The organism is Rhizobium sp. ZX09 (assembly GCF_017357485.1).
GTDB lineage: Bacteria > Pseudomonadota > Alphaproteobacteria > Rhizobiales > Rhizobiaceae > Agrobacterium > Agrobacterium pusense.
Genome location: NZ_CP031363.1, coordinates 215,293 through 241,425, shown reverse-complemented (window position 1 = coordinate 241,425; position 26,133 = coordinate 215,293). Strand labels below are relative to the sequence as shown.

The following is a 26,133-nucleotide window of genomic DNA, read 5'->3' as shown; positions in this document are numbered from 1 at the left end:
GCCGCTTGTCAATGGCGCTTTCCCCCTCGCCAATTGCCAAACTACGGTTATGATGGCGACAGTCGAAACACAGACCCGGTGATACATGCCCGCCAAGAAAACCATGCTCCGCCCGAAAAAACAGGCAACCATGGCAAAGAAGACCCCTCCCCTCGACCTTTCCTCCACCCGTGGCGTTTCCTCCTGGCGCGAAGCCGCGCAATGGCTGAGGGCGCGTGGGATAGAAGACATAGAATGCATCACGCCCGACCTTGCCGGCGTACCGCGCGGGAAAATGATGCCGACGGCGAAATTCACGGGCGATACCTCGCTTGCTCTACCCTCGGCGCTCTATCGCCACACGATATCGGGCGAATATCCCGATGAGACCGCCAATTTCCGCTACGAGCCGCGCGACAGCGATCTGAAGCTGGTGCCGGATCTTTCAACCCTCTCCGTCGTGCCCTGGGAAACCGACCCGACCGCGCAGGTGATCTGTGACGTGGTGGATGCGGAAGGCAATTTCGTGCCATACACGCCGCGCAACGTTTTGAAGAACGTGCTTTCGCTCTATACCGAAAAGGGCTGGAAGCCGGTGGTGGCACCGGAAATCGAATTCTACCTCGTCGCCATGAATGACGATCCGGACTATCCGCTGCATCCGCCAAAGGGTCGGTCGGGACGCTCCATCGTTGGAGGTCAAAGCTATTCCATCGCCGGCATCAACGAGTTCGACGAACTGATCGACGATATCTATCACTTCTCCGAAAAGCAGGGTCTGGAGATCGATACGCTCATCCATGAGGAAGGGCCGGCACAGCTGGAAATCAACCTGCGTCATGGCGATCCGATCGAGCTTGCCGACCAGGTGTTCCTGTTCAAGCGCACCATTCGCGAAGCCGCGCTGAAGCACGGCATCTATGCCACCTTCATGGCCAAGCCCATGCAGGGCCAGCCGGGTTCGGCCATGCACATCCACCAGTCGGTGGTAGAAATCGATAGCGGCCGCAACATCTTCTCCAATGAAGATGGCAGCCCTTCGAAAGAATTCTTCTCCTTTGTCGGCGGCATGCAGCGTTACGTTCCGAATGCGCTGGTCATGCTGGCGCCCTATGTGAATTCCTACCGCCGCCTGACGCCTGACATGGCCTGCCCGGTGAACAATGCCTGGGGTTACGACAACCGCACGACGGCCTTCCGCGTGCCGATTTCCGGCCCGCAGGCGCGGCGCGTCGAAAACCGCCTGCCCAGCTCGGACGCCAACCCCTATCTGGCGCTCGCGGCCTCGCTCGGCTGCGGCTGGCTCGGCATCGTCAACAGCATCGAGCCGACCGAACCTACCGCCGATACGGCCAATGAGGGCTCTATCGACCTGCCGCGTGGCCTGCTTGAAGCGGTCGCCTTGCTGGAGGGCGAAGCACAGTTCGACCGGATCTTCGGTCACGAATTTGTGGGCCTTTATGCCGGTCTGAAGCGGGGGGAATTCGAGACCTTCATGCAGGTCATCAGCCCTTGGGAGCGCGAGTTCCTGCTTCTCAACGTGTAAGGAATCCCGAGCATGACATGGCAAAGCCCGATTGCGCCGGGACTATCCTGGTATCAGGCAACCGTCGGTGAGCGGCCGGACTATCCCGCGCTCGATGGGTCGAAGCAGGTGGATGTCGCGATCATCGGCGGTGGTTACACCGGTCTTCAGGCCGCCTGTAATCTCGCTGAAAACGGCGTCTCGGTCGCCCTCATAGAAGCGCATCGTTTTGGCGATGGTGCTTCCGGCCGAAATGGCGGCCAGTTCGGCACCGGCCAGCGCTCTTTCCCCGATGAGCTTGAGGAAGAGATTGGCTTCGAGCAATCGAAGCTGCTGTTCGACATCGCCGAGGACGCGAAAAATTACGTGCGCGATTTCGCAAGCAGCCGCGGCATAGACATGGATTATCTGCCGGGCCAACTCTATGTGGCCCACAAGGCAGGTTACGAGGACGACTATCGCCGCAGCGTCGATGCGATGAACAACCGCTACGGCTATCCGCATATTTCCTACATGGAGCGTGGCGAAGCGCGCAAACGCGTCGGCTCCACTCATTATTTCGGTGGCACCCGCGACACCGGCACCGGCCATATACACCCACTTAAGCTGCTGGTCGGCGTTGCGAAAGCCGCGAAAGATGCGGGTGCCGACATTTATGAGATGACGCCTGCGAAATCCATCCGGCAAGTGGGCGGCAAGACCATCATCGAAACGCCCTTCGGCACCATCACCGCGGCGCGTGTGCTGATTGCCACCAATGCCTATATCGGCAATCTGGAACCGATAACGGCAGCCCATATCATGCCGATCCGCTCCTTCATCGGCGCAACCGCACCGCTGGATGCCTTCCCCGGCATCATTCCAGACCGGGAGGCCGTGGCGGATTCACGGTTTGTGGTGCGTTACTTCCGCAAGACGGCCGATAACCGGCTGTTGTTCGGCGGCCGCGAAGCTTACACGGCAGATACGCCGCGGGATATTTCCAGCCACATACGCCGGCAGATCGCGGAAATCTATCCCGAGCTGAAGGATATCGACATCACCCATTCCTGGGGCGGCTCCGTCGGCATCACTCTACCGCGCAAGGTCTTCGTGCGTGAGGTCATGCCAGGTGTCACCTCCATCGGTGGATATTCAGGCCACGGCGTGATGCTTTCGAATTATTGCGGCAAGCTTTATGCCGATCTGGTGCTCGGCAATAAGGACATGCTGGCGCCATTCGCGCGGCTTAAAGTGCCGGCCTTTCCGGGCGGAACCTCACTGCGCGCGCCGCTGCTTTTCCTGGCGCTTTCGTGGTTTGCATTGCGAGACAGGTTTTAGTCCAATGTTTACAGTCCATTACCGGCGGCAAGCACACCGGCAAAAGCAAAATTCATAATTTCACATAACTGAGTCTGGCATTTTTAAATCGATTAGATTATTGATGCCCCAACCCTTGAAGATCGAGAGAATCGATATGAGCAGTCAGATCATTCCTGTTGAACCTTTTGATTGTGTCGTTTTCGGCGGCACGGGCGATCTTGCCGAGCGCAAGCTTCTGCCGGCCCTTTATCACCGGCAGATCGAAGGGCAGTTCACGGAGCCGACCCGCATCATCGGTGCGTCGCGTTCGGTCATGACCCATGAGGAATATCGCAAATTCGCACAGGACGCCCTGAAGGAGCATCTGAAGGCCGGCGAGTATGACGACGCGCAGGTTGCCGTGTTCCTGAACAGGCTTTTCTACGTGCCCGTTGACGCCAAGGGCAACAATGGCTGGGACGTGCTGAAGAAGCTGCTGGACGAAGGTAAAGAGCGCGTGCGCGCTTTCTATCTCGCTGTCGCGCCCGGAATTTTCGGCGATATCGCCGACAAGATCCGCGAACACAAGCTCATCACCCGCTCGACCCGCATCGTCGTTGAAAAGCCGATCGGCCGCGACCTCGCCTCGGCGCAGGAACTCAACGACACCATCGGCCATGTCTTCAAGGAAGAGCAGATCTTCCGCATCGACCACTATCTCGGCAAGGAGACGGTGCAGAACCTGATGGCGCTGCGTTTCGCCAACGCGCTTTACGAGCCGCTGTGGAATTCCGCGCATATCGACCACGTGCAGATCACGGTTGCCGAGGCGGTCGGTCTCGAAGGTCGCGCCGGTTATTACGACAAGGCCGGCGCGTTGCGCGACATGGTGCAGAACCATATTCTCCAGCTGCTCTGCCTCGTCGCCATGGAGCCGCCGGCTTCCATGAACGCCGAAGCCGTGCGCGACGAAAAGCTGAAGGTTCTGCGTTCGCTGAAGCCGATCGACACCAGCAACGTCGAAAAGCTGACGGTTCGGGGCCAGTACCGCGCCGGCGCTTCCGCAGGTGGCCCGGTCAAGGGCTATCTGGAAGAGCTCGAAGGCGGCGTTTCCAACACCGAAACCTTCGTCGCCATCAAGGCTGAAATTGCAAACTGGCGCTGGGCGGGCGTTCCCTTCTACATCCGCACCGGTAAACGCCTCGCGACCCGCGTTTCGGAAATCGTCGTCACCTTCAAGCAGATCCCGCATTCGATCTTCGACGACGCGGCAGGCAAGATCGAGGCCAACAAGCTGGTCATTCGTCTGCAGCCGGATGAAGGCGTCAAGCAGTCGCTCCTCATCAAGGACCCCGGTCCGGGCGGCATGCGCCTGCGCCAGGTGTCGCTGGACATGAGCTTTGCCGAAGCCTTCAACGTGCGCAGCCCTGACGCTTATGAGCGCCTGCTGATGGATACCATCCGGTCCAACCAGACGCTGTTCATGCGCCGCGACGAGGTCGAGGCCGCATGGGACTGGATCGACCCAATTCTCAAGAGCTGGGAAGAGCTTGGTCAGGGCGTGCAGGGTTACACGGCAGGAACCTGGGGGCCGAGCGGCTCGATCGCACTGATCGAGCGTGACGGTCGTACCTGGCACGATGCCGACTGAGGGCGCGCGGATGAGCGAAACAATCCACGCCTTCGATAGCGCCTCCGATCTTGCCAATACGCTTGCGGCTGATGTCGCCCAGCGGCTCGACGCGGCAACCAAGGAACGGGGGACCGCAAGCATCGCGGTCTCTGGCGGCTCTACACCGAAGCTGTTCTTTCAGGCGCTTTCCCAGCACGATCTCGATTGGCCCAATATCAGCGTGACGCTGGTGGACGAGCGTTTCGTGCCGCCGGAAAGCGATCGCTCCAATCATCGTCTCGTCGCCGAGAATCTTCTGCAAAACAAGGCGAAGGCGGCTTATTTCGTGCCGCTGTTCCAGCCGGCGGCCTCGCCGGAGGATGCGGCAACGCTTGCGACCGTCAAGACCGAAGCGATCTGCGATCCCTTCGATGTTGTCATTCTCGGTATGGGAACGGATGGCCACACGGCCTCGTTCTTTCCCGGTGGAGACAATCTCTACGAAGCGCTTGATCTCGATGAGCCGCGCGGCGTTTTGACCATGGCGGCCGAGAATGCCGGCGAGGAACGGTTGACCTTCAACTTCTCCAGCCTGCACGATGCCGGTTTCCTGGTGCTGCACATCGAAGGCGCCGCCAAGAAGGCGACGCTGGAGAAGGCGCAGTCGGGCGAGGATGAGGAAGAAATGCCCGTCCGTGCCGTGCTGAACCGGGCAGAAACGCCAGTGGATATTTACTGGGCGCCATAAGCCGACGCGACGGCCGCTCCTGCGGTCCGCGACAAGCGCCCTGAAGACATGAAGACTGAAACACGACAACCGGCATTCGCCTCCCGGAACGCCGGTTGTCGCCCAACGAACAGGATGAACGCCCATGTCCGCCGATTCCCGCATTCAGGCCATCACCGCCCGCATCGTCGAACGTTCCAAGCCCTATCGCGAGACCTATCTCGAGCGGCTGCGGCTGCAGGTCTCAAAAGGCGTTCACCGTTCCGTTCTGTCCTGCGGCAATCTTGCACACGGGTTTGCGGTCTGTTCCCCCGCCGACAAGGACATCCTTGCCGGCGACCGGGTTCCCAATCTCGGCATCATCACCGCCTATAACGACATGCTCTCGGCGCACCAGCCCTATGAGACCTTCCCGGCCATCATCCGCGATGCAGCCAAGGAAGCGGGCGGTATCGCTCAGGTTGCCGGCGCCGTACCTGCGATGTGTGACGGCGTCACCCAGGGGCAGCCCGGCATGGAGCTTTCGCTGTTTTCCCGCGATGCCATCGCCATGGCTGCGGGGATCGGCCTCTCGCACAACATGTTCGATGCCGCCCTCTATCTTGGCGTCTGCGACAAGATCGTGCCTGGCCTCGTGATCGCCGCACTCGCCTTCGGTCACCTGCCCGCGGTCTTCATTCCTGCCGGTCCGATGACATCAGGCCTCCCGAATGACGAGAAGTCGCGTATTCGCCAGCTTTACGCCGAAGGCAAGGTCGGTCGCGCGGAGCTGCTGGAAGCAGAATCCAAATCTTACCACGGTCCCGGAACCTGCACCTTCTACGGCACCGCCAATTCCAACCAGATGCTGATGGAGATCATGGGCTTTCATATGCCCGGTTCCTCCTTCATCAATCCCGGCACGCCATTGCGTGACGCGCTGACCCGCGAGGCTACCAAGAGAGCGCTCGCCATCACCGCGCAGGGCAACGAATTCACCCCCGCCGGCGAGATGATCGACGAACGATCCATCGTCAACGGCGTCGTGGGTCTGCATGCGACCGGTGGTTCCACCAATCACACCATGCATCTGATCGCCATGGCGCGCGCCGCAGGCATCATCCTCACATGGCAGGATATTTCTGATCTCTCTGACATCGTGCCGCTGCTGGCCCGCGTTTATCCCAACGGGCTGGCCGATGTGAACCATTTCCACGCTGCAGGCGGCATGGGCTTCCTCATCAAGCAGCTCCTGAAACAGGGCTTCGTGCATGACGATGTGCGCACCGTCTTCGGACAGGGTCTGGCCGCCTACACCGTGGATGCACTACTGGACGAGAAGGGCGCGGTCACCCGCCAGCCCTCCCCCGAGCAGAGCCACGATCCGAAGGTGCTTTCCAGCATTGAAACACCGTTCCAGCCCACCGGCGGTCTCAAGATGCTGACCGGTAATCTCGGCAAATCCGTCATCAAGATTTCCGCCGTCAAGCCGGAGCGCCATATCATCGAAGCGCCCGCGATTGTTTTCCACGACCAGCAGGAGCTTCAGGACGCCTTCAAGGAAGGCAAGCTTAACCGCGACTTCATTGCGGTCGTCCGCTTCCAGGGGCCGAAGGCGAATGGCATGCCTGAGCTGCACCGCCTGACGCCGCCGCTCGGCGTGCTGCAGGACCGCGGCTTCAAGGTGGCGCTTGTGACGGACGGGCGCATGTCCGGCGCATCCGGCAAGGTGCCGGCCGCGATCCATGTTACGCCTGAGGCTTCCGATTGCGGGCCGATCTCGCTCATCCGCGATGGCGATATCATCCGTCTCGACGCCGTTTCCGGATCGCTCGAAGTGCTGGTGTCCGCCGCCGAACTGTCAAAACGCGAACCGGCGCGCGCTGATCTCTCCGGCAATGAATGGGGCATGGGCCGCGAACTTTTCGCCCCCTTCCGCCGTAATGCCGGTCCTGCCGATCAAGGTGCCAGCGTCCTGTTTCATTGATTTCCAAAAGGCGAAGGCTGGATGCGGCTTTCGCCTTTAAACCCCGCTCTGCGGCATCGTCACACCGCACTTTCACGCCCGGGACGGGCGGACGCAGAAACAGCTTTATTTCCCATGCCTTAAACGCCAAACTTGTCATGCGGCTGTGATGATCGCCTCTTAAGGCGTTCCCGACCAGCCGTGGGATGACGGCGCAGTTTCGGATAATGGGACATGACATGACGATTTTTTCAAGCAACCGCCGCGATGTGCTGAAGCTTATGGCGGGCACCGCCATGCTGCCGCTGACGGTAGCGGCCATGCCGGCAACGGCGCAGGATGTAGCCCTGCGTGCCATCGTCATCTCCGATCTGCATTCGGCCTATGAGCGTATCGGCCAGCTTCTCGCGGCCATCGAAACGCGTATCGCGGCCGACAAGGCGCCCCACATCATCCTGCTAAATGGCGACCTTTTCGAACTCGGCAACGCCGTGGCCACACGTTCGGCCGGCGAAATCGAATGGACCTTCCTTGCGGCGCTCGCCAAGCTTGCCCCCACGGTCATCAATATCGGCAATCATGAGCCCGATATCGACAATGACCTCGCCAATTTCGTCAGCCGTGCTCAAGCCCTCGGCATCACCGTGCTTTCCAACATCATCGACAAGCGAAGCGGCAACCCCTATGCGCCGTCCAGTGCCGCGGTGAAGGCCGGCGAACGGGCGGTCATCGTCGCGGGCCTCGCGACCAATGCGATCAATACCTATCCGAAGGCGACGCGCGAGATGCTGGACATTCCTCAGCCGGTGGAATGGGCGAAGGCCAATCTGCCCGAAATCGTCAAAGCGGATGCGATCAATATTGTTCTGAGCCACGCCGGCGTTGTCGCCGACCGCGATATTCTGCCGGTGCTGCCTGACGGCACGCTGCTGGTGGGCGGCCATGATCACCTGAATTTCGTGCACGAAGAGGGCGCGACGCGCTATGTCCACACCGGCTCCTGGTGCACCTCCATGACGGTCGCGACAATTACCGGTCCCGGCAAGGCCGCCGCCATTGAGACGGTCACCATCGATCGTGATGCTCCCGCCTCGCCGGCTCTCAAGACTCTCATCGAGCAGACGCTTGAAAAGCACCTGACCGCAGAAGAACGGGAAGTTGTCGGCAAGGCCGCCAAGGCGATGACCGTCGACGAAGCAGGGCGCCATGTGGCGCATCTGATCGCCGCGAAGACCGGCGCCGATGTCGGTTTCATCGGCCACACCTCTTTCGGCGCAGGCTTGCCGGCAGGCGATATTCGCCGTTATGATTTCAACGCCTCGCTGCGCTTCGACGGCAAGCTGATGCTGACCGAAGTGGACAGCGAAACGCTCGTCCAAATCCTCAAGCGATGCAATCAGGACAGCAACATTCCGCTCGCCGCACGCACGGGCGACTATCTCTACGCCATGCCGGAAAAGCCGGAGAAGAAAGGCCGTTACAAACTGGTCTGCAACGACTGGTCCGCCACCAACCAGAAATCCTATTTCGGCCGCAGCGATCTCGCCTTCATCGAAGTGCCGGATGTGAAGCTGAAGCAGACGGTTCTGGGCGGGCTTTCCTAAAGCCGCAAATCGTCAGGGTCTTAGAACGACCGGATATCCAGCTTGCGGTCCTTGTGGGCCGGGTGCGTGCTGAACACGAAAATTCGATCCAGCTCCTTCTGTGTCAGCATACGCAGGAAGCGGACATGGATGGTGTTGTTGGCGTTGACGCGCAACATCACGCAGCCGATCTTGGTGATGCGGGCATCGGGGATATCGAGATAGAACTGGTTCGGCAGGTTGTATTTGGTCAGTAGCGCCAGCACGGCCTCTGTCTGGGAGATGCGAATGACGTCGCAGCGGCGTGCCGCCATGTGCATCACGGCCTTTTCGGTATATTCGATGCGCGCCGCGTTCATGGTGTCTTCCATGCGGAACCGGCTTTCGCGGTCATACATGAAGGACTCTTCCTTGCTCAGATAATGATTTCTGATGACACCCGCACCGCTCTGCACGCCCGAACTCCCAATGCTTACCAATAGGACGAGACTAGGCCATAGTCTTTAACAATTCATATCAGCGTCAGCTTAAACAGGACGGAAGCGGGACATTTCCGACGTTTTTCCACACGGTTGATAACCAGAAAAAAGCCCCGGAACGGACAGTTCCGGGGCTTGTTTCAGTATCGCCACCGTTTACTTGCGGTAGGCTTTGCCTCCCGCATCGAAAAGATGAAGCTTCTCCTCCAGGGCGGAAAAGCGCAGGGTTTCACCCTTACCCACGGAAACAATGCCCGGCACCTTTACGATGATCGGCTCCTGGCCCTTGGGCGCTTCGAGATAAAGCAGGGTCACCTCACCCAGGGCCTCCACGATCGCGACTTTTCCCTCGAATAGATAGTCGTCGCCCGTCGCGATGCTCAGGTCTTCCGGCCGAACGCCAAAGCTTGCGGCCTTGCCCTGCTCAGATGCGGATGTGGGAACATCGACGACCAATGTCTTGCCGCCGGCAAGTTCGATGGAGGTCCGTTCACCCGTGGCGGTCACTTTCGCACCGATAATATTCATGGCGGGCGAGCCGATGAAACGCGCCACGAAAAGATTGGCCGGCCTCTCATAAAGCTCGAGCGGCGCGCCGACCTGCTCCACCCGCCCCGCGTTCAAAACGACGATGCGGTCAGCGAGCGTCATCGCCTCCACCTGGTCGTGGGTAACGTAGATCATCGTTGTATCGGCCATCTGCTCGTTGAGCTTGGCGATTTCGATGCGCGTGGCGACACGCAGAGCCGCATCGAGGTTCGAGAGCGGCTCATCGAACAGGAAGACCTTGGGGTTGCGGCAGATCGCGCGACCGATGGCGACACGCTGACGCTGGCCGCCGGACAGCGCCTTTGGCAATCGCTCCAGATATTGCGTGAGCTGCAGGATTTCGGCGGCGGCGCGAACGCGGCGGTCGATCTCCTGCTTGCTTTCCCTGGCAATCTTCATGCCGAAGGCCATGTTGTCGTAGACAGTCATGTGCGGATAAAGGGCATAGGACTGGAACACCATGGCGATGCCCCGACGCGAAGGCGGGATTTCGTTGACAAGCTGGCCGTCAATATACATCTCGCCGCCGGTGATTTCCTCCAGCCCGGCGATCATGCGCAGCAGGGTCGATTTTCCGCAGCCGGAGGGGCCAACAAAAACGATGAATTCGCCCTGTTCGATATCGAGATCGATGCCGTGCAGCACCTTCACCTGCCCGTATGATTTACGGATATCCTTGAGAACGAGACTTGTCATGGGTGTTCCTCCCTCATCTGTCAGGCGTAACGGGCGAAGAAAGCGCCCCATGCCGGAAGTTCGACGCTTCTGCCCTTTAGTCCGCTTGCAAAGCCATGGCCTTCAAGAACCTCCCAGTTCCCTTCCGGCAGCGTGGCCTCTGCTGGCGTCGCTGATAAGTTAAAGACGCAAAGAACGGTTTCGTTGCCCAGCTTGCGGGTATAGCTCAACACCTCTCCCTGCACGGGCTGAAATTCGATGCCGCCCTTTGCGAAAGCCGGGTGCTGCCTGCGGAACGCGAGGAAGCGGCGGTAATGCTCCAGCACCGAAGCCTCATTGCCCTGCTGGGCGCTCACGGCGCGCTGCTTGTGCTCGGTCGGAATCGGCAGCCACGTTTTGTCGGCCGTCGAGAACCCGGCCTGCGCATGGCCGGCGTCCCATACCATCGGCGTACGGCAACCGTCGCGGCCCTTGAATTCAGGCCAGAACTGAATGCCGTAAGGATCCTGCAAATCTTCGAAAGCGATATCGGCTTCGGTGAGGCCGAGTTCTTCGCCCTCATAGATGCAGACGGAACCGCGCTGGGTCATGAGAAGTGCCGACAGCACCTTCGCGAAAGCATCCTTGTCCTCGACATGCTCGCCCCAGCGGCTGACATGGCGCACGACATCATGGTTGGAGAAAGCCCAGCAGGCCCAGCCTTCCGGTGCAGCTCTCGCAAAATCCGCCTGTACATCGGCAACACGCTGCGGGGTCAGCGCATCGGGCGCGAGGAATTCAAAGGCGTAGCACATCTGCATCTTGTCATCGCCGGAGGTGTATTCGCCGACGATTTCGAGGCCACGCTGGCTGTCGCCCACTTCGCCGACGGCGGCGATATCAGGGAATTCGTCCAGTACGGCGCGGAAGCGCTTCAGGAAGGCGATGTTTTCCGGGCGGTTCTTGTCGTAGAGATGCTCCTGGAAGTTATAGGGATTGACCGCAGGCGCGGTGGAGGCATTGCGCCGTTCCGGCGCCAGCGCCGGATTATCGCGCAGCTCAAGGTCGTGGAAATAGAAGTTGATGGTGTCGAGGCGGAAACCATCGACGCCGCGCTTCAGCCAGAAGCGTGTGATATTCAGCAGCTCTTCTTGCACTTCCGGATTATGCAGGTTGAGGTCCGGCTGCGAGGTCAGAAAATTGTGCATGTAATATTGCATGCGGGTCGGATCCCACTGCCAGCCCGAGCCGCCGAAAATCGACAGCCAGTTGTTGGGCGGCGTGCCATCCGGCTTGCTGTCCGACCAGACATACCAATCCGCTTTCGGGTTGTTGCGACTGGCGCGGCTTTCCACGAACCAGGGATGCTGGTCCGAGGTGTGCGACAGAACGAGATCGATCATGACGCGGATGCCGAGACGGTGGGCTTCGGCGATCAGCCCGTCGAAATCGGCGAGCGTGCCGAACATCGGGTCGACATCCACATAATTCGAGACGTCGTAACCGAAATCCTTCATCGGCGAGGTGAAGAAGGGCGAAATCCAGATCGCATCGGCACCGAGGCCTGCGATGTGATGGAGGCGATCGGTAATACCCTTGAGATCGCCGATGCCGTCGCCATTGGAGTCCTGATAGGAGCGCGGATAGATCTGATAGATAACAGCGCCGCGCCACCAGTCCTTGTTGGGCGTCAAAGCGGAAGTCACCGAAGCGGTCATGGAAGTGTCCTGTGTGGTATGGGCGTTCATGGAATGATCAGCCTCCCTTGACGGAGCCTGCCAGCAGGCCACGCACGAGATAACGTTGAAGAGCGAAGAAGACGCCGAGCGGCACGACGATGGTGACGAAGGCCGAGGCGGTAAGAATCTCCCAGTTGCCGCCGCGCGAGCCGAGCAGCGCGTTAAGCGCGCCCGTCAGCACCAGCTCATCCTTCTGCGTGCCGAGGAACACCATGGCGACAAGCAGGTCGTTCCAGGTCCACAGGAACTGGAAGATGGCGAAGGAAGCGAACGCGGGGAAAGAGAGCGGCAGGATGATCTTGACGAAGATTTCGAAATCGCTTGCGCCATCGACACGGGCGCTTTCGATGATCTCTTTCGGCAGGCCGGAAATGTAGTTGCGCAGCAGATAGATGGCGAGCGGCAGTCCGAAGGCGGTGTGCGCCAGCCAGATACCGGCATAGGTCTTGGACGGCACGCCGAAGATGGTGCCAATTTCATTGTACAGTCTCAGAAGCGGGATCAGCGACATCTGCAACGGCACGACGATCAAGCCCACCACCATGGCAATCAGCAGATTGCGGCCGGAAAAGCTCATCCATGACAAGGCATAGGCGGCAAAGGCGGCGATGAGTATAGGGATGACGGTTGCAGGTACGGCGACCGTCAGCGAGTTGACGAAGGACTGGCCGATGCCTTCCGATGTTAGAACCGTACGGTAGTTGTCGAGAGTGAAGACGGGCGGCGTTGCGACAGAGATGTAGACGCGCTTGCCGCGCGAACCCTCGAAGCTTGCGGCTTTGCTATATTCGTAAGTGCCGTCTTCATTGATAAGCAGCGTCTCGCCATCGCCGATGTCAGCGGCTTCACCTGCCTTGAAAGCTGTCGGCTCCTGCACGCGCACGCCGAAGGCCGCAACCTTTCCGCCCTGGCCGTTTTCGAAGACATTGCCTGATATGACGTAGCGGCTGCCATCCTGCTTCTGAGCCGAGGCATCGGCCAGACGAACGGCTTGCGTTTGTTCGGAGCTCGAAAAAGCGGTCCACCAGCCCGACACCGTGATCTGATCCTTGTCGCGCAGCGAACTCACGAGAATGCCGAGCGTGGGCAAGAGCCAGAGCAGCACGACGATCAGAACGCTGGCGTGAACGATGAGCCGCGGCAGGCCGACGCGGCGGAGGCGTTTGACAATATCCATCTCAGCGGCCCTCCATCTCGCGGTTTGCCTGGCGGATGTTCCAGACCATGATCGGGGTGACTGCCGCCATGATGATGAGCGCGATGACGGCACTTCGGCCGCTATCACCGCCGCCGCGGAACATCCAGTCGAACATGAGATTGGCCAGAACCATGGTGTTCCATTGCCCGTTGGTCATGGTCAGCACGATATCGAAGACCTTCAGCACGAGAATGGTGATCGTCGTCCAGACGACGGCGATAGTGCCCCAGATCTGCGGAACCATGATCTTCCAGAAGATCTGCCAGCCATTGGCGCCATCGATGACAGCCGCCTCGATGGTCTCTTCCGGAATACCGCGCAAAGCCGCCGACAGGATGACCATGGCGAAACCGGTCTGAATCCAGATGAGGATGACCATCAGGAAGAAGTTGTTCCAGAAGGGCATGGAAATCCAGACCTGCGGATTACCACCGAAAAACTCGACGATGGCGTTCAGCAGGCCGATCTGCACCTGACCTTCGGCGCGGTATTCATAGATGAACTTCCAGATGACGGAAGCGCCGACGAAGGAGATCGCCATCGGCATGAAGACGATGGATTTGGCGATGTTGCCCCACCAGATGCGATCGGTCATGACGGCGATGACGAGGCCGAAGAAGGTGCAGGCGGCCGGCACGACGGCGAGCCAGAGAATGTTGTTGAAGATCGACTGACGGAAACCGGCATCGAAAAACGCCCAGCGATAATTGGCGAGACCGACGAATTCGCTGCCGGTGCGGTCGTAGAAGGAGAGGATCAGCGTCGCTATGACGGGATACACAAGATAGACGAGCAACAGGATCAGCGCCGGGCCTATGAACAGCCAAGGCCGGACGGCGGCACGGCGATTGAGATTGCGGGATGCGTGAATGACGTCTCCCGAGCGGACGGGAAAGATTGCCTGCAACGCCTTATCGGATAGCCAGTAATAGGCAGCACAGGCAAAAACGCCCGCTACCATAACGCCGATGGCGGACACCAGTTGTTGAGCCATGTTCCCTCCCTGATCCTCTCCGCGCCGCGTTGATTTATGCGGCTGTCGGGCCGTTCCTGCGGAAGAGGCCCGGCAGCGAGCCGCCAGGCCTCGTCTTAATCCGTGTTACTTCAGGCCGTCCCAGGCCTTCTGGATATCGGCGGCGACCTGATCGGCAGACTTGCCACCGACGAAATCGATCATGCCGGTCCAGAAAGCGCCGGCGCCGATCTTGCCGGGCATCAGGTCGGAACCGTCAAAACCGAAGGTCGTCGCGGTGGTCAGGATTTCACCCTGACGCTTCATCTGCTCATTGGCATAGGTTTCGACGTTCACACCCTTGTACGGCGTCAGGAAGCTGGACTGCGCCATCCACACTTCATGGGCGATCGGCGTCTGCAGGAATTGTACGAATGCCTTGGCAGCGGGCGCTTCCTTAGTGATGGTGACGAGCGTGCCGGCACCGAGAACCGGCTTGCCGAGGTCAGGCTTTGAGGAATAGGTCGGCATGTAGAAGAAATCCGCATCCGTTCCGACCTTGGTGCCCTCAGGGAAAAAGGAGGGAATGAACGATGCCTGATGGTGCAGGTAGCACTTCGGCGGAATGTCGAAGAGGCCCTTGGGGCTGTCGCGGAAGTCGGTGGAGGCCACGGCCGCAACGCCGCCACTCACATATTTCTCGTTCTTGGCGAATTTGCCGAACTCGTTGATCGCGGCAACCACGGCCGGATCGGTGAATTTCACCTCGTTGGTCGTCCACTTCTGGTAGACATCCAACGGCTGCGTCCGCAGCATCAGGTCTTCCACCCAGTCGGTTGCCGGCCAGCCGGTCGCACCACCGGAGCCAAGACCAATACACCAGGGCGTGCCGCCATCGGCAACGATCTGGTCGGTGAGCTTGAGCAGGTCTTCCATGCTCTCGGGAACTTTATATCCCGCTTCCTCGAAATTCTCGGGAACATACCAGACGAGCGACTTCACGTCGGCCTTGAAGGGGAAAGCGAAATAGGCCTTGTTGCCGTCCTTGCCCTTATAACTGCCGAGATCGACCCAGGATTTACCCGCGCCGTAATTTTCCTCGACCCATTTGGCCGTGTCGTCGCCGAGCGGCACAAGAAAACCCTTGGCGGCGAGATCGGCGAGAAGGCCAGGCTGCGGCAAAATGGCAATATTGGGCGGCGAGCCGGCCTGTGTGTCGATGACGATCTGCTGCTCGTAGTTTTCCGACGAGGAATAACGGACATTCACGCCTGTCGCGTCAGCAAAATAGGCGAGAACGGACTGGAACAAAGCCTCGTCCTCACCACGCCACGGGCCGAAAATCGTCAGCGTCTGGCCTTTAAGGTCAGCATGGGCCGCCTTGAAGTCTTCGTAGCTTTTCCAGTTGAACTTGGCGTCCTGGCCCGGCGCGAATTTCAGATCGGCGGCAAAGGCCGAACCCGACAGCAGCACGATTGAAGCAGCCGTCGCCAAAAGGGTCTTCCGCATGTGATTTACCTCCCATCACATAAAAGGCTCAAAGCGTCCTCTCCAATCAAAGCGCTTTGGCTGCCTATTCATCTCATTGTCATCAAGATGGAGTCAAGAGGCTCTTTATTCGGAAACGCTGCCTAACCTTCGAAATAGTCATATTGATTTAGGAAGGCGGCTATCATTTTCGATTGAGAAAAGCGGATGGGGCTGTTAAAAATCTAAAGCGCTTTGGGAAAATGAGGAGTGGCTTTTGGCCTTTTCCGGGCGCGCGCATGGAGGAATGACAGACATGAACCTGAAACAGCTGTCGCAACTGCTGGGCATTTCGCAGACGACCATCAGCAGGGCGCTCAACGGCTATCCCGAGGTCAGCGCGGAAACGCGCCGCCGCGTCATGGAAGCCGCGGAGAAGACGGGATATCGCCCCAATGCCGCGGCACAGCGGCTGGCAACCGGCAAGGTCGGCTCCATTGGGCTCGTGATGCCGATTGGCGAACATCACCGTTCGGATGTGCATTTCGGCGAATTCCTGAGCGGTCTTGGTGAGGAAGCCTCGCGCAGCGGCTTTCATCTCGTCATCATGCCCACCGAGCCGGAAAAGGAACGCGAAGCCCTTCGTGGGCTCGCCGCTAGCGGCAGCGTCGACGGCATCTATCTCGCTTATATGAAGAATAACGATCCGCGCATCGCCATGATGCAGTCGCTTTCCCTGCCCTTCCTCGTGCATGGCCGCTCCATCGGCGTGGAGGAGGATTATCCCTACCTCGACGTGGACAATGAAGGCGCCTTCCGTGATGCGACCCAGCTTCTGCTTCAGCTTGGCCATACGCGCATCGGGCTGCTGAACGGTCCGGAAGGCTATGATTTCACCTATCGGCGCTGCCTTGGGGTGGAAAAGGCGCTGGCGGCAAACGGCCTGGCCTTGCATGCAAGCAATAAGAGACACGGCAGCATGACCGACGAGGAAGGTTATCTCGGCATGGAGGCCCTGCTTTCACGCCCGGAGAAACCGACCGCCATTCTCTGTGCCAGTACCGCGCTCGCACTTGGCGCGATCCGCTCGCTCAACCAGCGAGGCCTGAAACCCGGCAAGGATATTTCCCTCATCGCCCATGACGATGTGCTGCCGCTTTTGAAACCCGATAATTTTTCCGTGCCGCTCACCACCACGCGCTCGTCGCTGAGAGCGGCAGGCGTCCGCGTGGGCCAGCGCCTGATCAATCACATCAAGAACGACCAGACGGAGCCCTATCAGGAACTCTGGAAGGCGGAACTGGTGGTGCGTGCCTCGACGGGGCCGGCTCCGAAAGCGTAGCCGGCCGGTTTCAACCGCCTAGAACTTCGGTGCCGCCAGGCCTTCGGCGCGATGAGCGGCGATGACGGTGTTGGCCATCAGCATCGCGATCGTCATCGGGCCGACACCACCGGGAACAGGGGTGATGGCCGCGGCAACGGCGCTTGCTTCATCATAGGCGACGTCGCCCACCAGCTTCGTCTTGCCTTCACCCTTTTCGGGTGCGGGAATGCGGTTGATGCCGACGTCGATGACGGTCGCGCCGGATTTCACCCAGTCACCCTTCACCATCGCCGCGCGGCCAACCGCCGCCACCAGAATATCCGCCGTCTTGCAGATGCCGGCCAGATCCTTGGTGCGCGAATGCGCCATCGTCACAGTGGCGTTGGCATTGAGCAGGAGCTGGCCCATGGGCTTGCCGAACAGGTTGGAGCGGCCGATGACAACAGCGTTCAGGCCGGAAAGGTCGTCTCCGTGAATGCCGCGCACCAGAAGCATGGCGCCTGCGGGCGTGCAGGAAATGAGACCGGTGGCAAGATCGCCGGTCGCGAGCTTGCCGGCATTTAGCACGCTGAGGCCGTCGACATCCTTCTCGGGCAGGATCGACTGGATGATTTCATCGGAATTGAAATGTTTCGGCAGCGGCAGCTGAACCAGAATGCCGTGGATGGAGGTGTCGGCATTCAGTTCACCGACCAGCTTCAGGAGGTCAGCCTGTGTGGTCTCCTCCGGCAGCGTGTGCTGGATGGAGTTGAACCCGCATTGCTTGGCCATCTTGCTCTTGGAGTTCACATAAGCGTGGCTAGCCGGATCATTACCGACGATGACGACCGCGAGACCGGGCTTGACGCCCTTTTTCGCCTCAAGCGCTTCTGCCGATGCGCGGACCGCCTCCGTTACCGAGGCCGCCTTCGCCTTCCCGTCAATCACAACTGCCATGCGTCCTGCTCCTCATGGGTTACGTAGGCTCCGTATGGTGCCCCCGTCGCAGGAATGCAAGCTAAAATGCGGCGTTTTCAGGCGGTTTTGCGGTAGTCTTCTTGGTGGTCGGCATAATCGACGAGACGCTCCCTCAGGAGCGCCAATTCCCGTCGCAATTCCATCAGCTCCTCCGCTTCCGCCTGGGCATGATCGGCATGGCCGGCAAGCGCATCAGCCAGCAGCGGCGGCAGCGCGGACGGTGCCTGACCGGCGATCCCAACCGTGCGGTTGCCCATCAGAACCTGCCTTACACGCTCGTCGAGCGGCATGCGCTCATCGTCGTTAACCGCACCGCAGTAATAATCGGCGAAGCTCTCCTCGTCGTGGCCAGCATCCAAGCCGGCCGTTTCGGCATCAGGAGATTGCAGATCGTCAAACACAGCCGGTTCGATTGGCTCGAATTCCGAAAATTGCGCGGGTTCCTCCTCGGGGAGCCGGATTGCCGCTTCCGGTTCGAAGGCGGAGGCATCCTGCTCTTCCTCGTCAGGGCGACGGTACGTCAGAAGATAGAGACTGCCCAGCAACCCGATCAGGCCGCCGCCGCCCGCCATCATGGCGGCCTGGGCAAGATCACGCGATAGTTCTCCCGGACCTGCCTTTTTCGCGAGGCGGGTCTCAAGGGCGGGCGTCGCAGCAGAGGAGAGATCGCGGCGTTCGCTCGCCTCCAGATAGGTGTTTCTCGCCGTTTCGAGCTCCCCCTGCAGCCTGGAGAACTCTCCCGGAGCAACACCGAGACCATTCAGGCGATCAAGGTTCTTTTTCCGCTCGGCTTCAGCATCGGCGATTTCCTCAGCGAGGCGCTTCTCGTCCGCTCGCAGTGCGTCGAGCAGTTGGCGCAATGCTGGAGCAGCGAGTGCCTGTACGGCATCCTCCGCATTCCTGGCGGCGATGTGTCGGGGATGTTTCGGGCCGTAATCGACCGAGATGCTGGAAAGCGCCATACTGGCGGCGGCATGTTTCTGCCTGATGTCCTCGAGTGCAGAAAAGGCGATGCCGGAGGGAAGCGGTTTGGAGAACAGATCGTTGGGTTTCAGGGCCGAAGCCGCCGCCAGATCCGCCTGCAGCGACTGCTGTTGTCGGGTCGCCGCGGTGATTCTTTCGTTCACGTCACGCAATTGCTGCTCGAGCTGCTGCACCTCGGTCACCGCATCGCCATGGCGCATCTGGAAACCGCTTAGCGCCGCCTCGGCCTCGTCCATCCTTGTCCGTGCCCGCTCCATCTCCCGCATAGCGGGCGTCATGGTGCCGGCCTTGCCGTCCGCCATGATACGCATCGAAAGATAGTCGGTAAGCCGCATGGCCGCTTCTGGCGTCGCAGCCCTCGAAGTCACGATCAGCGTCGTCTCGTCGGGCGACAGTTCAAGCCCTATCCCATCTCCCACCGCGCTGTTAAGCGCCTCACGCGGGGAGAGCGGACGCGCATCCGCGCCGGTCAGAAGATCGACCAGCAGGTGAAATTCACCCTGTTTGCGAACGCCGACCAGATCGGCAGGCTTCAGCTTGAGATCGCTGCTGATCCGGTCCAGCCCGCGAGGTGAAAGCAGGGTGCGCCGCGCCATCGCCAGAAAGCGGGTCGCATCTGGTGCATCATAAGCGGTCTGTGATACCTCGATCTGCGCCTGCGAAACATAGCCGCGAAAACCGGAATCAACGAGCAGCAGCGGAAGGGCTGCGCCGGTTACCGTGGCGGCCGCGACGCATCCGGCGGTCAAAAGCCGAAGACAATGCCTGCGCCACTGCGACGCGGGCGCGGCAATCTCATCCCCTTCCGGGCGGGTCGCCGTCATATCTGGACTGTGATCAACCATCTGAAGCCGTCTGCCACCTTCGCCGCCGCCCGCGGACGGACAGCTGTCAAAACCTTACGAGAGGTTAAAGGATCGTGGCAAACAAATGGTTAACGGACCTTCGCCGAACTCGCCTCAGCCCTTGCCGAGAGCGATATGCCAGGGTTCGGCGCAAAGGCTGTAAAGCCAGCTCATATGCAGCCTGCGGAAGATTTCAGGCATGCCTGCCACTTCGGACGATAATATCTTGAAAAGCGGCCCGACTGCGATGGCGACTCGCGCGTCCTCGCGGTTGACGGTGCGATGCAGCCACATCTCCTGATTTTGCTTCGTCATTCCCGCCAGCAGCATATCCACTTTCACGCCGGACGTCTCGCCGCTCAGCATGACGAAGTCGTGCCAGGGCGCATGGCTACGCAGCTTGGCAAGAACGACACCGAGCTGGGCTGCATCGTCACCCGCAACGCCGATCCGTTTCGGTACTGCCATATAGGTGAGAAGCGCCATGACAAAGGCAACGCCATCGATCACGACCGGCAGAGGCTCACCATGTGCGCGCCGCGCGGCAGCGTTCAACGCCTTGCCCTGCGGGAAAAGCAGGCAGCTTTCGAGGACCTGCCGATAGCCGATGTCCTTGAGTGAAAGCTTTGCCTTTTCAAGGGTGAGAAATGAGAGCGACGTGTGTCCCTCAGAGGCGGAAGCCCTGTCGCTCACATGTTCCAGCGCTGCGTTCCAGTCGAGGTCGCAGAAGTGCAGCCCGTAAATGTCCCGCTGCTGTCCCGGTCGTGCAAAACCCGTCGTTACGTTCATACCCAGCCCCCGATGCAAGCCCCGCCCGTCACGCGCAGGTTTCTGCGGGTTCGCGGTTCATGGACCGTTTATACATGTGCTGGTTGAATTTACGCTGAAAGCAATCAATAGAATTCCAAGGCCCACGCGAAGGAATGATTAACCACGTGGATCACGCGACCGTCCCTTGCCTCTGGCCATGCCGAAGGCACGAAGCGGCGCGGCGCTATCAGTGGCCTGGCGCGGCGGCCGCTTCCTTGCCGGCGTCGGCTTTTTCACCTTCTACGATCTTGATGGAACGGGGTGTTCCATTCCCATTCTGCTCACGAATGTCGGCTTTGGACAGATAATCGAGTTGCTCGATCAGCACGTCCTCGACCACCTCATCATCGAGCCTCTTGTTCAGCCCCTCGCGGATGCGCTGCTTGAAGGCGTCGGGATCGAAAGTGGAGATATTGGCGATGTTGACCATGGAAGAACCCGCCAGGAGCGTGAACAGCTCATCGGTCATCAACTGGGTTGCCGGCAACTCGATTTTCGCCATCTTGTCCTTGTCGACGCGCAGCGAAATACGGCTTAGGAAGTAACCGTTTACCCCGCCATCATTGATGACGGGAATGGTGATGCTTTCGCCCTTGACCAGTTGCAAGCTGGCCTTTTTTGCGCCCGCCTCATCCGGCGCGGGCGCCGTCGCCATCTGGACGGAGAAATACACCGCGCCGAGCGTGACGGCGCAAACCCAGACGCCGGTGAGAAGAAGCTTCAACATCAGGAGGCTGCGCCGTACATGAACTGTTCCTGGGAGTAGGTACCATCCGTGTCGGCTTCCTGGATTGCGTTCTTCAGGAGGTCGGCGACCGCACGAACTGCATTCAGATGTGCCTCGACGCGGCTGGCATTGGTGGCGAGCTTGGACTTGATGCCCTTGACCTGCTCCATGTAACCGGCAGCGATTTCCTCGCGCGGGGTATCCCGGAACAGCATCGTCAGCTCATAAAGGCACCGGCTCTTATGGGCATTGGAGACCTTGAAGTCGAACCGCGGGTCCTTACCGATATTGTCGTTCTCATGGTCGATGATCATTTCAAGGCGGCCGAGAACGGATTGGATACGGTGGTCGTTCGACATAAGGTCCATGCTTGTCTCCTCGTTAGGGTTTTTCATTCTCAAGCCTCGTCCGTTTTCTCATTGGAAACGCCGAGGACCTGCCGCTCGAACTCCGCCACCATCCGAATTGCAGCATTATGGTCTTTTTCATTCATCGATACGTCGGTTATGCCTTTGCTTTCGGCCTTCCGAAGCGCATCCTTGTATGCCTGCTCTGCAATGCCAACACCGCCATTTCTGGAGATCGTGTCGGCAAACTGTTCGGCCATCATGCTCTTCCAGATTTCGCCGGCATTACCTTTGCCGTAAACTTCCTCGCTGTCTTTCGGCAGCATGTTGGCTACGAAGGTCTGGAGGACAGAGGCCTCATATTTGCGATATGTTTCAGGAATTTCGGTGCGAGCCGCGCGAATATTCGTATTGCCAAGGCCCGCCTTCGAGGAGGCGCCATCCAGCATATCCACCGCGGCGCCAAACCCCTTGCCGGCATCTGCAAGGCTGGTTGCGGCAAAAGCCGCCTTATTGGCCTTGAGTTTCTCCTGGGCAACCTGGACTTCCTGGGGGTCCGCAGCACGCACCACATCCATCACCAGATCACTTATAACCGATATCGCCACGTCCCGATCTCCCGAGCTGACGAACGCGCGGCACGAACCGGCACGTTCACCCAATCAAGAAACATCGCTTTAGGCGTCCTCAAAAAAACGCCCGCGATGCAACAATGGAGCAGACTATGAATCGCCAACCTTGCTGGAGGCTGGTGTCCGGGAAGCATTCGTAATTTCTAACAAATCATAGATTGCATTGTCGTCGGCCTCACGATCCTCGAGATCACGGGCCAGGTGCATCCTGTCCTCCAGCCTGTCGGCCTTGGTTTTTTCTTTGAGCACCCTGTTTTCCTGCAATTGCTGCACGCCGGAGAGCTGACGGTCCTTGACGACCAGACGGCCGTAACGATCCGAATAATGCCTCGAGAATGTCTGATGCACCGGCTCCATCGAACTCATGGCTTCCAGCACGCTGTCCATCGATTGCGCCACCTCGCTTCGCGTGCGGGTGGTGTCGGCCAGTTCGACCTCGGCCATTTTTTCCATGTGGCGCTGGACCGTGACCAGACGCTTGAGTTTCTCCGACCGCTTGTCTGAGGCCACCGCGTTTCTCCCGATCAAAAGCCGATGAAGACCGGGCCGAAGCCATCCACGAACTGGCGGATGAGGGCCGCGACCGACAGATAGAGCATGAAGATGCCGCCGGCGAGAACAAAGGGCGTCGATATGAAGTAGACGGGGATTTGCGGTGCAAGCTTGTTGATGAGGCCGACCGCGACGTTGAACATCAGACCATAGATCACGAAGGGGCTAGCAAGCCGAAGCATGATCGAAAACGACGCCCTCAGCGTGTCGGTCAGTGTAATCAGCATCTTCTGGCCGCTGATGAGCGCGCCGACCGGCGTGGCGGTATAGGAATCCACAAGGGCCTTGAGGACGATGTGGTGAAAATCCAGCATGAACAGCACCAGCAGTCCGCCGAAGGTGATGAAGTTGGATATCTGGTTTTCCTGGGCGTCTTCGATGACATCGGCGCCGCCGGGCGCACTGAGGCCGACCGATGCGCCGATAAGGGCGCCGGTGAACTGAAAACCAAGCGTGTAAAAGCGCGCGATCAGCCCGTACATCGCACCGATCGCGATCTCCGTGGCGATGAGGCCGACGACAGTGCCCTGATTCGCGCCGGAAATTTTCGGATAGATCGTATCCCACAACACCGGCAACAGGGCCATGGACACAGCCACACACAGCAACATGCGAATCTGCGGCGAAATGCGCGAGCTGGAAAAGCCCGGCATGGTCATGAAACAGGCGCCGATACGGCAGATGGCAAGGAACAACGCGATAATGGTTCCCTGCGGGTCGGTTATCATGAAATGGCGCCCAGGATCTTGATCTCCAGCCCCTTGGCAAGTTCCACATGCGAGAGAACCGGCAGGGTCGCGAAGAGTCGCTCGATAATCATGCGCACATAGGACCGCGTTTCCGGTGAGGTTACAAGCACAAAGGGCAGGCCGCGATCCATGAATTCACGGATAACTTTCGACGCCTGTTCGGAAAACTCCTCGAGATGGCGGGGGTCGATATCGAATTCGACGATTTCGCCCTTCTGGTCGCGCTTCAGCGCCTGATGGAAGACCATGTCCCACTTGTTACCGAGACGCAGGACGCGGAGTACGCCATTGTCGGCCAGATCACCGCAGAGCTGCTGCGACATGCGCACCCGCACATGTTCGACGATCTGTTCCGTCTTGCGCACATGCGGCGCAAGTTCGGCGACGGCTTCGAGAATGAGATGCAGGTTGCGGATCGACACACGTTCGGCAAGCAGCAGTTTCAGCACGGCTTGCAGGCCGGAATAGGACATGTGCGACGAACAAATCTCGTCGGCGAGCTTCTTGTATTCGGGATCCAGCCTGTCGATGAGTATCTTGACGTCCTTGTAGGACAGAAGCTGCGGCAGATTGTTGCGAATGACTTCGCTCAGATGCGTCAGCACCACGGAGACGTTATCGATCGGATGGAAGCCTTCGCGCTTGAGATCCTCGGTGAAGGTTTCGAGGATCGATACCGCCGGCATGCCGAAAGCGGGTTCGCGGATTTCGTCGCCCGGGATGCTCGGCTTGCGCCCTGCCCCTGTCACGACGAGAACATCTCCGACGCGCAGATTGCTCGATGCGATGGTCGTGCCGTGAACGCGGATCTGATAGGCCTTCTCCGGGATCATGATGTCGTCGGAAACCTTGATCTCCGGCACGACGAAACCGTATTGCGTTGCGAATTTCTTGCGCATCTTGCCGACGCGGAAAGCCAGTTCCTGATGCGCGCCGAGAAGGCGGGTCGAAACCTGTTTGCCGAGCGCCAGTTCGATCTCGGCGGTTTTCAGAACCTGCTTGACCGAGTCTTTTTCCGCCTCTGTCGTCTGGAGAATCTTGCTCTCCTCCTCCTGGCGACGAAGCGCGCTTTCGGCTTCAGCCTGGCGCGGAATATACCAGCTGCCGAACGCCATGATGCCACCGAGGAACATGAAAGGCAGGAAGGGCAGGCCCGGAATAATGGCAAGCAGGCCCATCAACATGGCAGAAACCATCAATGCGCGCGGATAACCGCTGAGCTGATTGACGACCGCCTGATCCGTCGACCCCGCCGTGCCGCCACGCGACACGAGCAGGCCGGCTGCCAGCGATACGATGAGGGCCGGAATCTGCGAGACGATACCGTCACCGACGGAAAGCTTGACGAAAACATCGGCCGCTTCGCCGATCGGCATGCCGTGCCGGAAATAACCGATGATGATGCCGCCGAAAATATTGATGGCGGTGATGATGAGGCCCGCAATCGCATCGCCGCGGACGAATTTCGAGGCGCCGTCCATCGAGCCGAAGAAAGAGCTTTCCTCTTCCAGCTCGCGGCGGCGGCGCTGCGCCTCCTTCTCATCGATGATGCCGGCGGACAAGTCCGCATCGATCGACATCTGCTTGCCGGGAATGGCGTCGAGGGTAAAGCGTGCGCCGACTTCAGCGATACGCGTCGCACCCTTGGTGATGACGATGAAGTTGACGGTGATCAGGATCAGGAAGACGATCAGACCGATAACGAAATCGCCTGACATGACGAGACTGGAGAAGCCGGCGATTACACCGCCGGCCGCCGTCGGACCCTCATTGCCGTGGGAGAGGATGACGCGCGTCGTCGCGATGTTCAGCGACAGGCGTATCATGGTCGCGATCAGCAGCACCGTCGGGAATGACGAGAAATCCAGCGGCCGTTGGATCCATAGCGCCACCATGAGGATGAGGACCGAAAGCGCGATGGAAAACGCCAGGCCGATATCCACCAGAACGACCGGAATGGGCAGGAACAGAACGCAGAGGATCGCCACGATGCCCAGTGCGAAGCCGATGTCACGCGTGCTCGGACTGACCTTGGGCAAGGAAATGACTGGTGGTTGCGCCATAAATTTCGTCCTGTCTCTTCATGAGAAGGGCGACGGAAAAGCCGCCGCACGGTTCCGCGGCATCGTTTCGCGAAATCGCTCACGCAATTCGGCCCGATGCTTCAACCTATCCCTAGCCGCCGAAGCTTGCGCGAGGATGGCATCCTGGCCGGATCGATATCAGAAGCCCGATTGCACGCGTGAAAAGACGAGATTGGAAAAAAGCGCTATCTGCGCGCCCACAAAGGGGGCGGCTACGCCGAGGACAATCATGATCGTGACGATCTTGGGAACAAAGGTCAGCGTCATTTCCTGAACCTGCGTCAGGGCCTGAATGAAGGCGATGGCGACACCGACGATCATCGCGGCGAGAACCGCAGGACCGGCCGCGACGAGAACCGTCCACACTGCCGCCTGCATGATATCAAGCGCATCGGCCTCGTTCATCGTCGCATCCCTCGTTCCGGAAAGGCG

23 protein-coding genes are annotated in these 26,133 nt (G+C 59.5%); 7 read left to right on the top strand and 16 right to left on the bottom strand.

The window, feature by feature from the left end:
* The first annotated feature begins 85 nt into the window (after positions 1-85).
* The 6 genes from BTN45_RS01170 to BTN45_RS01145 all read left to right on the top strand — a co-directional run bounded on the left by BTN45_RS01170 (position 86) and on the right by BTN45_RS01145 (position 8,673).
* Entirely contained in the window at positions 86-1,525 is a 1,440-nt protein-coding gene (locus BTN45_RS01170) for a glutamine synthetase family protein (RefSeq protein ID WP_022555640.1), read from the top strand.
* A gap of 12 nt (positions 1,526-1,537) precedes the next feature.
* Complete coding sequence (locus tag BTN45_RS01165; RefSeq protein ID WP_207588608.1) at positions 1,538-2,824, top strand: FAD-binding oxidoreductase; 1,287 nt, start codon at positions 1,538-1,540, stop codon at positions 2,822-2,824.
* A 136-nt stretch (positions 2,825-2,960) separates the two neighbouring features.
* Positions 2,961-4,436, top strand: coding sequence for a glucose-6-phosphate dehydrogenase (gene zwf / locus BTN45_RS01160; RefSeq protein WP_004440062.1), 1,476 nt, complete (start codon positions 2,961-2,963; stop codon positions 4,434-4,436).
* A gap of 10 nt (positions 4,437-4,446) precedes the next feature.
* Positions 4,447-5,145, top strand: coding sequence for a 6-phosphogluconolactonase (pgl, locus tag BTN45_RS01155; RefSeq protein ID WP_006698174.1), 699 nt, complete (start codon positions 4,447-4,449; stop codon positions 5,143-5,145).
* Positions 5,146-5,269: 124 nt separating this feature from the next.
* Entirely contained in the window at positions 5,270-7,090 is a 1,821-nt protein-coding gene (gene edd / locus BTN45_RS01150; protein ID WP_004440058.1) for a phosphogluconate dehydratase, read from the top strand.
* A gap of 218 nt (positions 7,091-7,308) precedes the next feature.
* Entirely contained in the window at positions 7,309-8,673 is a 1,365-nt protein-coding gene (locus BTN45_RS01145; RefSeq protein ID WP_207588601.1) for a metallophosphoesterase, read from the top strand.
* A gap of 20 nt (positions 8,674-8,693) precedes the next feature.
* Here the strand turns inward: BTN45_RS01145 and BTN45_RS01140 are convergent, their stop codons facing one another.
* From BTN45_RS01140 to BTN45_RS01115, 6 genes are all read right to left on the bottom strand, one after another.
* Positions 8,694-9,050 carry a hypothetical protein gene (locus BTN45_RS01140; RefSeq protein ID WP_034496014.1) on the bottom strand — a complete coding sequence of 119 codons (357 nt, stop codon included), beginning with the start codon at positions 9,048-9,050 and terminating at the stop codon, positions 8,694-8,696.
* A gap of 237 nt (positions 9,051-9,287) precedes the next feature.
* Positions 9,288-10,376 carry a sn-glycerol-3-phosphate ABC transporter ATP-binding protein UgpC gene (ugpC, locus tag BTN45_RS01135; RefSeq protein ID WP_112766141.1) on the bottom strand — a complete coding sequence of 363 codons (1,089 nt, stop codon included), beginning with the start codon at positions 10,374-10,376 and terminating at the stop codon, positions 9,288-9,290.
* Between the two features lie 20 nt (positions 10,377-10,396).
* Positions 10,397-12,052: an alpha-glucosidase family protein gene (locus tag BTN45_RS01130; RefSeq protein WP_004440050.1), complete on the bottom strand. Its 1,656-nt coding sequence runs from the start codon at positions 12,050-12,052 to the stop codon at positions 10,397-10,399.
* Between the two features lie 37 nt (positions 12,053-12,089).
* The gene (locus tag BTN45_RS01125) at positions 12,090-13,250 is read right to left on the bottom strand and encodes a carbohydrate ABC transporter permease (protein ID WP_207588600.1); all 1,161 of its coding nucleotides are present in this window, start codon (positions 13,248-13,250) and stop codon (positions 12,090-12,092) included.
* Between the two features lies 1 nt (position 13,251).
* Positions 13,252-14,265 (bottom strand): sugar ABC transporter permease, encoded by a 1,014-nt coding sequence (locus tag BTN45_RS01120; RefSeq protein WP_022555634.1) that lies wholly within the window; start codon positions 14,263-14,265, stop codon positions 13,252-13,254.
* A 105-nt stretch (positions 14,266-14,370) separates the two neighbouring features.
* Positions 14,371-15,732: an ABC transporter substrate-binding protein gene (locus BTN45_RS01115; RefSeq protein WP_207588599.1), complete on the bottom strand. Its 1,362-nt coding sequence runs from the start codon at positions 15,730-15,732 to the stop codon at positions 14,371-14,373.
* A gap of 274 nt (positions 15,733-16,006) precedes the next feature.
* On the opposite strand from BTN45_RS01115, the gene BTN45_RS01110 reads away from it, so the two are divergent.
* Entirely contained in the window at positions 16,007-17,032 is a 1,026-nt protein-coding gene (locus BTN45_RS01110) for a LacI family DNA-binding transcriptional regulator (protein WP_112555820.1), read from the top strand.
* Between the two features lie 18 nt (positions 17,033-17,050).
* Here BTN45_RS01110 and BTN45_RS01105 read toward each other — a convergent pair whose 3' ends face one another.
* From BTN45_RS01105 to BTN45_RS01060, 10 genes are all read right to left on the bottom strand, one after another.
* Positions 17,051-17,950: a bifunctional methylenetetrahydrofolate dehydrogenase/methenyltetrahydrofolate cyclohydrolase gene (locus tag BTN45_RS01105; protein WP_107340481.1), complete on the bottom strand. Its 900-nt coding sequence runs from the start codon at positions 17,948-17,950 to the stop codon at positions 17,051-17,053.
* Positions 17,951-18,027: 77 nt separating this feature from the next.
* Positions 18,028-19,800 (bottom strand): hypothetical protein, encoded by a 1,773-nt coding sequence (locus tag BTN45_RS01100; RefSeq protein WP_207588598.1) that lies wholly within the window; start codon positions 19,798-19,800, stop codon positions 18,028-18,030.
* A gap of 114 nt (positions 19,801-19,914) precedes the next feature.
* Positions 19,915-20,589 carry a WecB/TagA/CpsF family glycosyltransferase gene (locus BTN45_RS01095; protein ID WP_045532735.1) on the bottom strand — a complete coding sequence of 225 codons (675 nt, stop codon included), beginning with the start codon at positions 20,587-20,589 and terminating at the stop codon, positions 19,915-19,917.
* Positions 20,590-20,797: 208 nt separating this feature from the next.
* Complete coding sequence (locus tag BTN45_RS01090) at positions 20,798-21,337, bottom strand: flagellar basal body-associated FliL family protein (RefSeq protein WP_004440034.1); 540 nt, start codon at positions 21,335-21,337, stop codon at positions 20,798-20,800.
* Positions 21,337-21,705, bottom strand: a complete 369-nt coding sequence (locus BTN45_RS01085; RefSeq protein ID WP_006698182.1) for a hypothetical protein — start codon at positions 21,703-21,705, stop codon at positions 21,337-21,339. The genes BTN45_RS01090 and BTN45_RS01085 overlap by 1 nt, the downstream gene beginning before the upstream one ends.
* Before the next feature lie 29 nt (positions 21,706-21,734).
* Positions 21,735-22,292 (bottom strand): rod-binding protein, encoded by a 558-nt coding sequence (locus BTN45_RS01080; RefSeq protein WP_006698183.1) that lies wholly within the window; start codon positions 22,290-22,292, stop codon positions 21,735-21,737.
* A 114-nt stretch (positions 22,293-22,406) separates the two neighbouring features.
* Positions 22,407-22,826 carry a hypothetical protein gene (locus tag BTN45_RS01075; RefSeq protein ID WP_004440029.1) on the bottom strand — a complete coding sequence of 140 codons (420 nt, stop codon included), beginning with the start codon at positions 22,824-22,826 and terminating at the stop codon, positions 22,407-22,409.
* Between the two features lie 14 nt (positions 22,827-22,840).
* Positions 22,841-23,596, bottom strand: a complete 756-nt coding sequence (gene fliR, locus BTN45_RS01070) for a flagellar biosynthetic protein FliR (protein ID WP_004440028.1) — start codon at positions 23,594-23,596, stop codon at positions 22,841-22,843.
* Positions 23,593-25,680 (bottom strand): flagellar biosynthesis protein FlhA, encoded by a 2,088-nt coding sequence (gene flhA, locus BTN45_RS01065; RefSeq protein ID WP_004440025.1) that lies wholly within the window; start codon positions 25,678-25,680, stop codon positions 23,593-23,595. Before flhA ends, fliR begins: the two co-directional genes overlap by 4 nt.
* Positions 25,681-25,839: 159 nt before the next feature.
* Positions 25,840-26,106, bottom strand: a complete 267-nt coding sequence (locus tag BTN45_RS01060; RefSeq protein WP_003515115.1) for a flagellar biosynthetic protein FliQ — start codon at positions 26,104-26,106, stop codon at positions 25,840-25,842.
* Between the last annotated feature and the right edge of the window lie 27 nt (positions 26,107-26,133).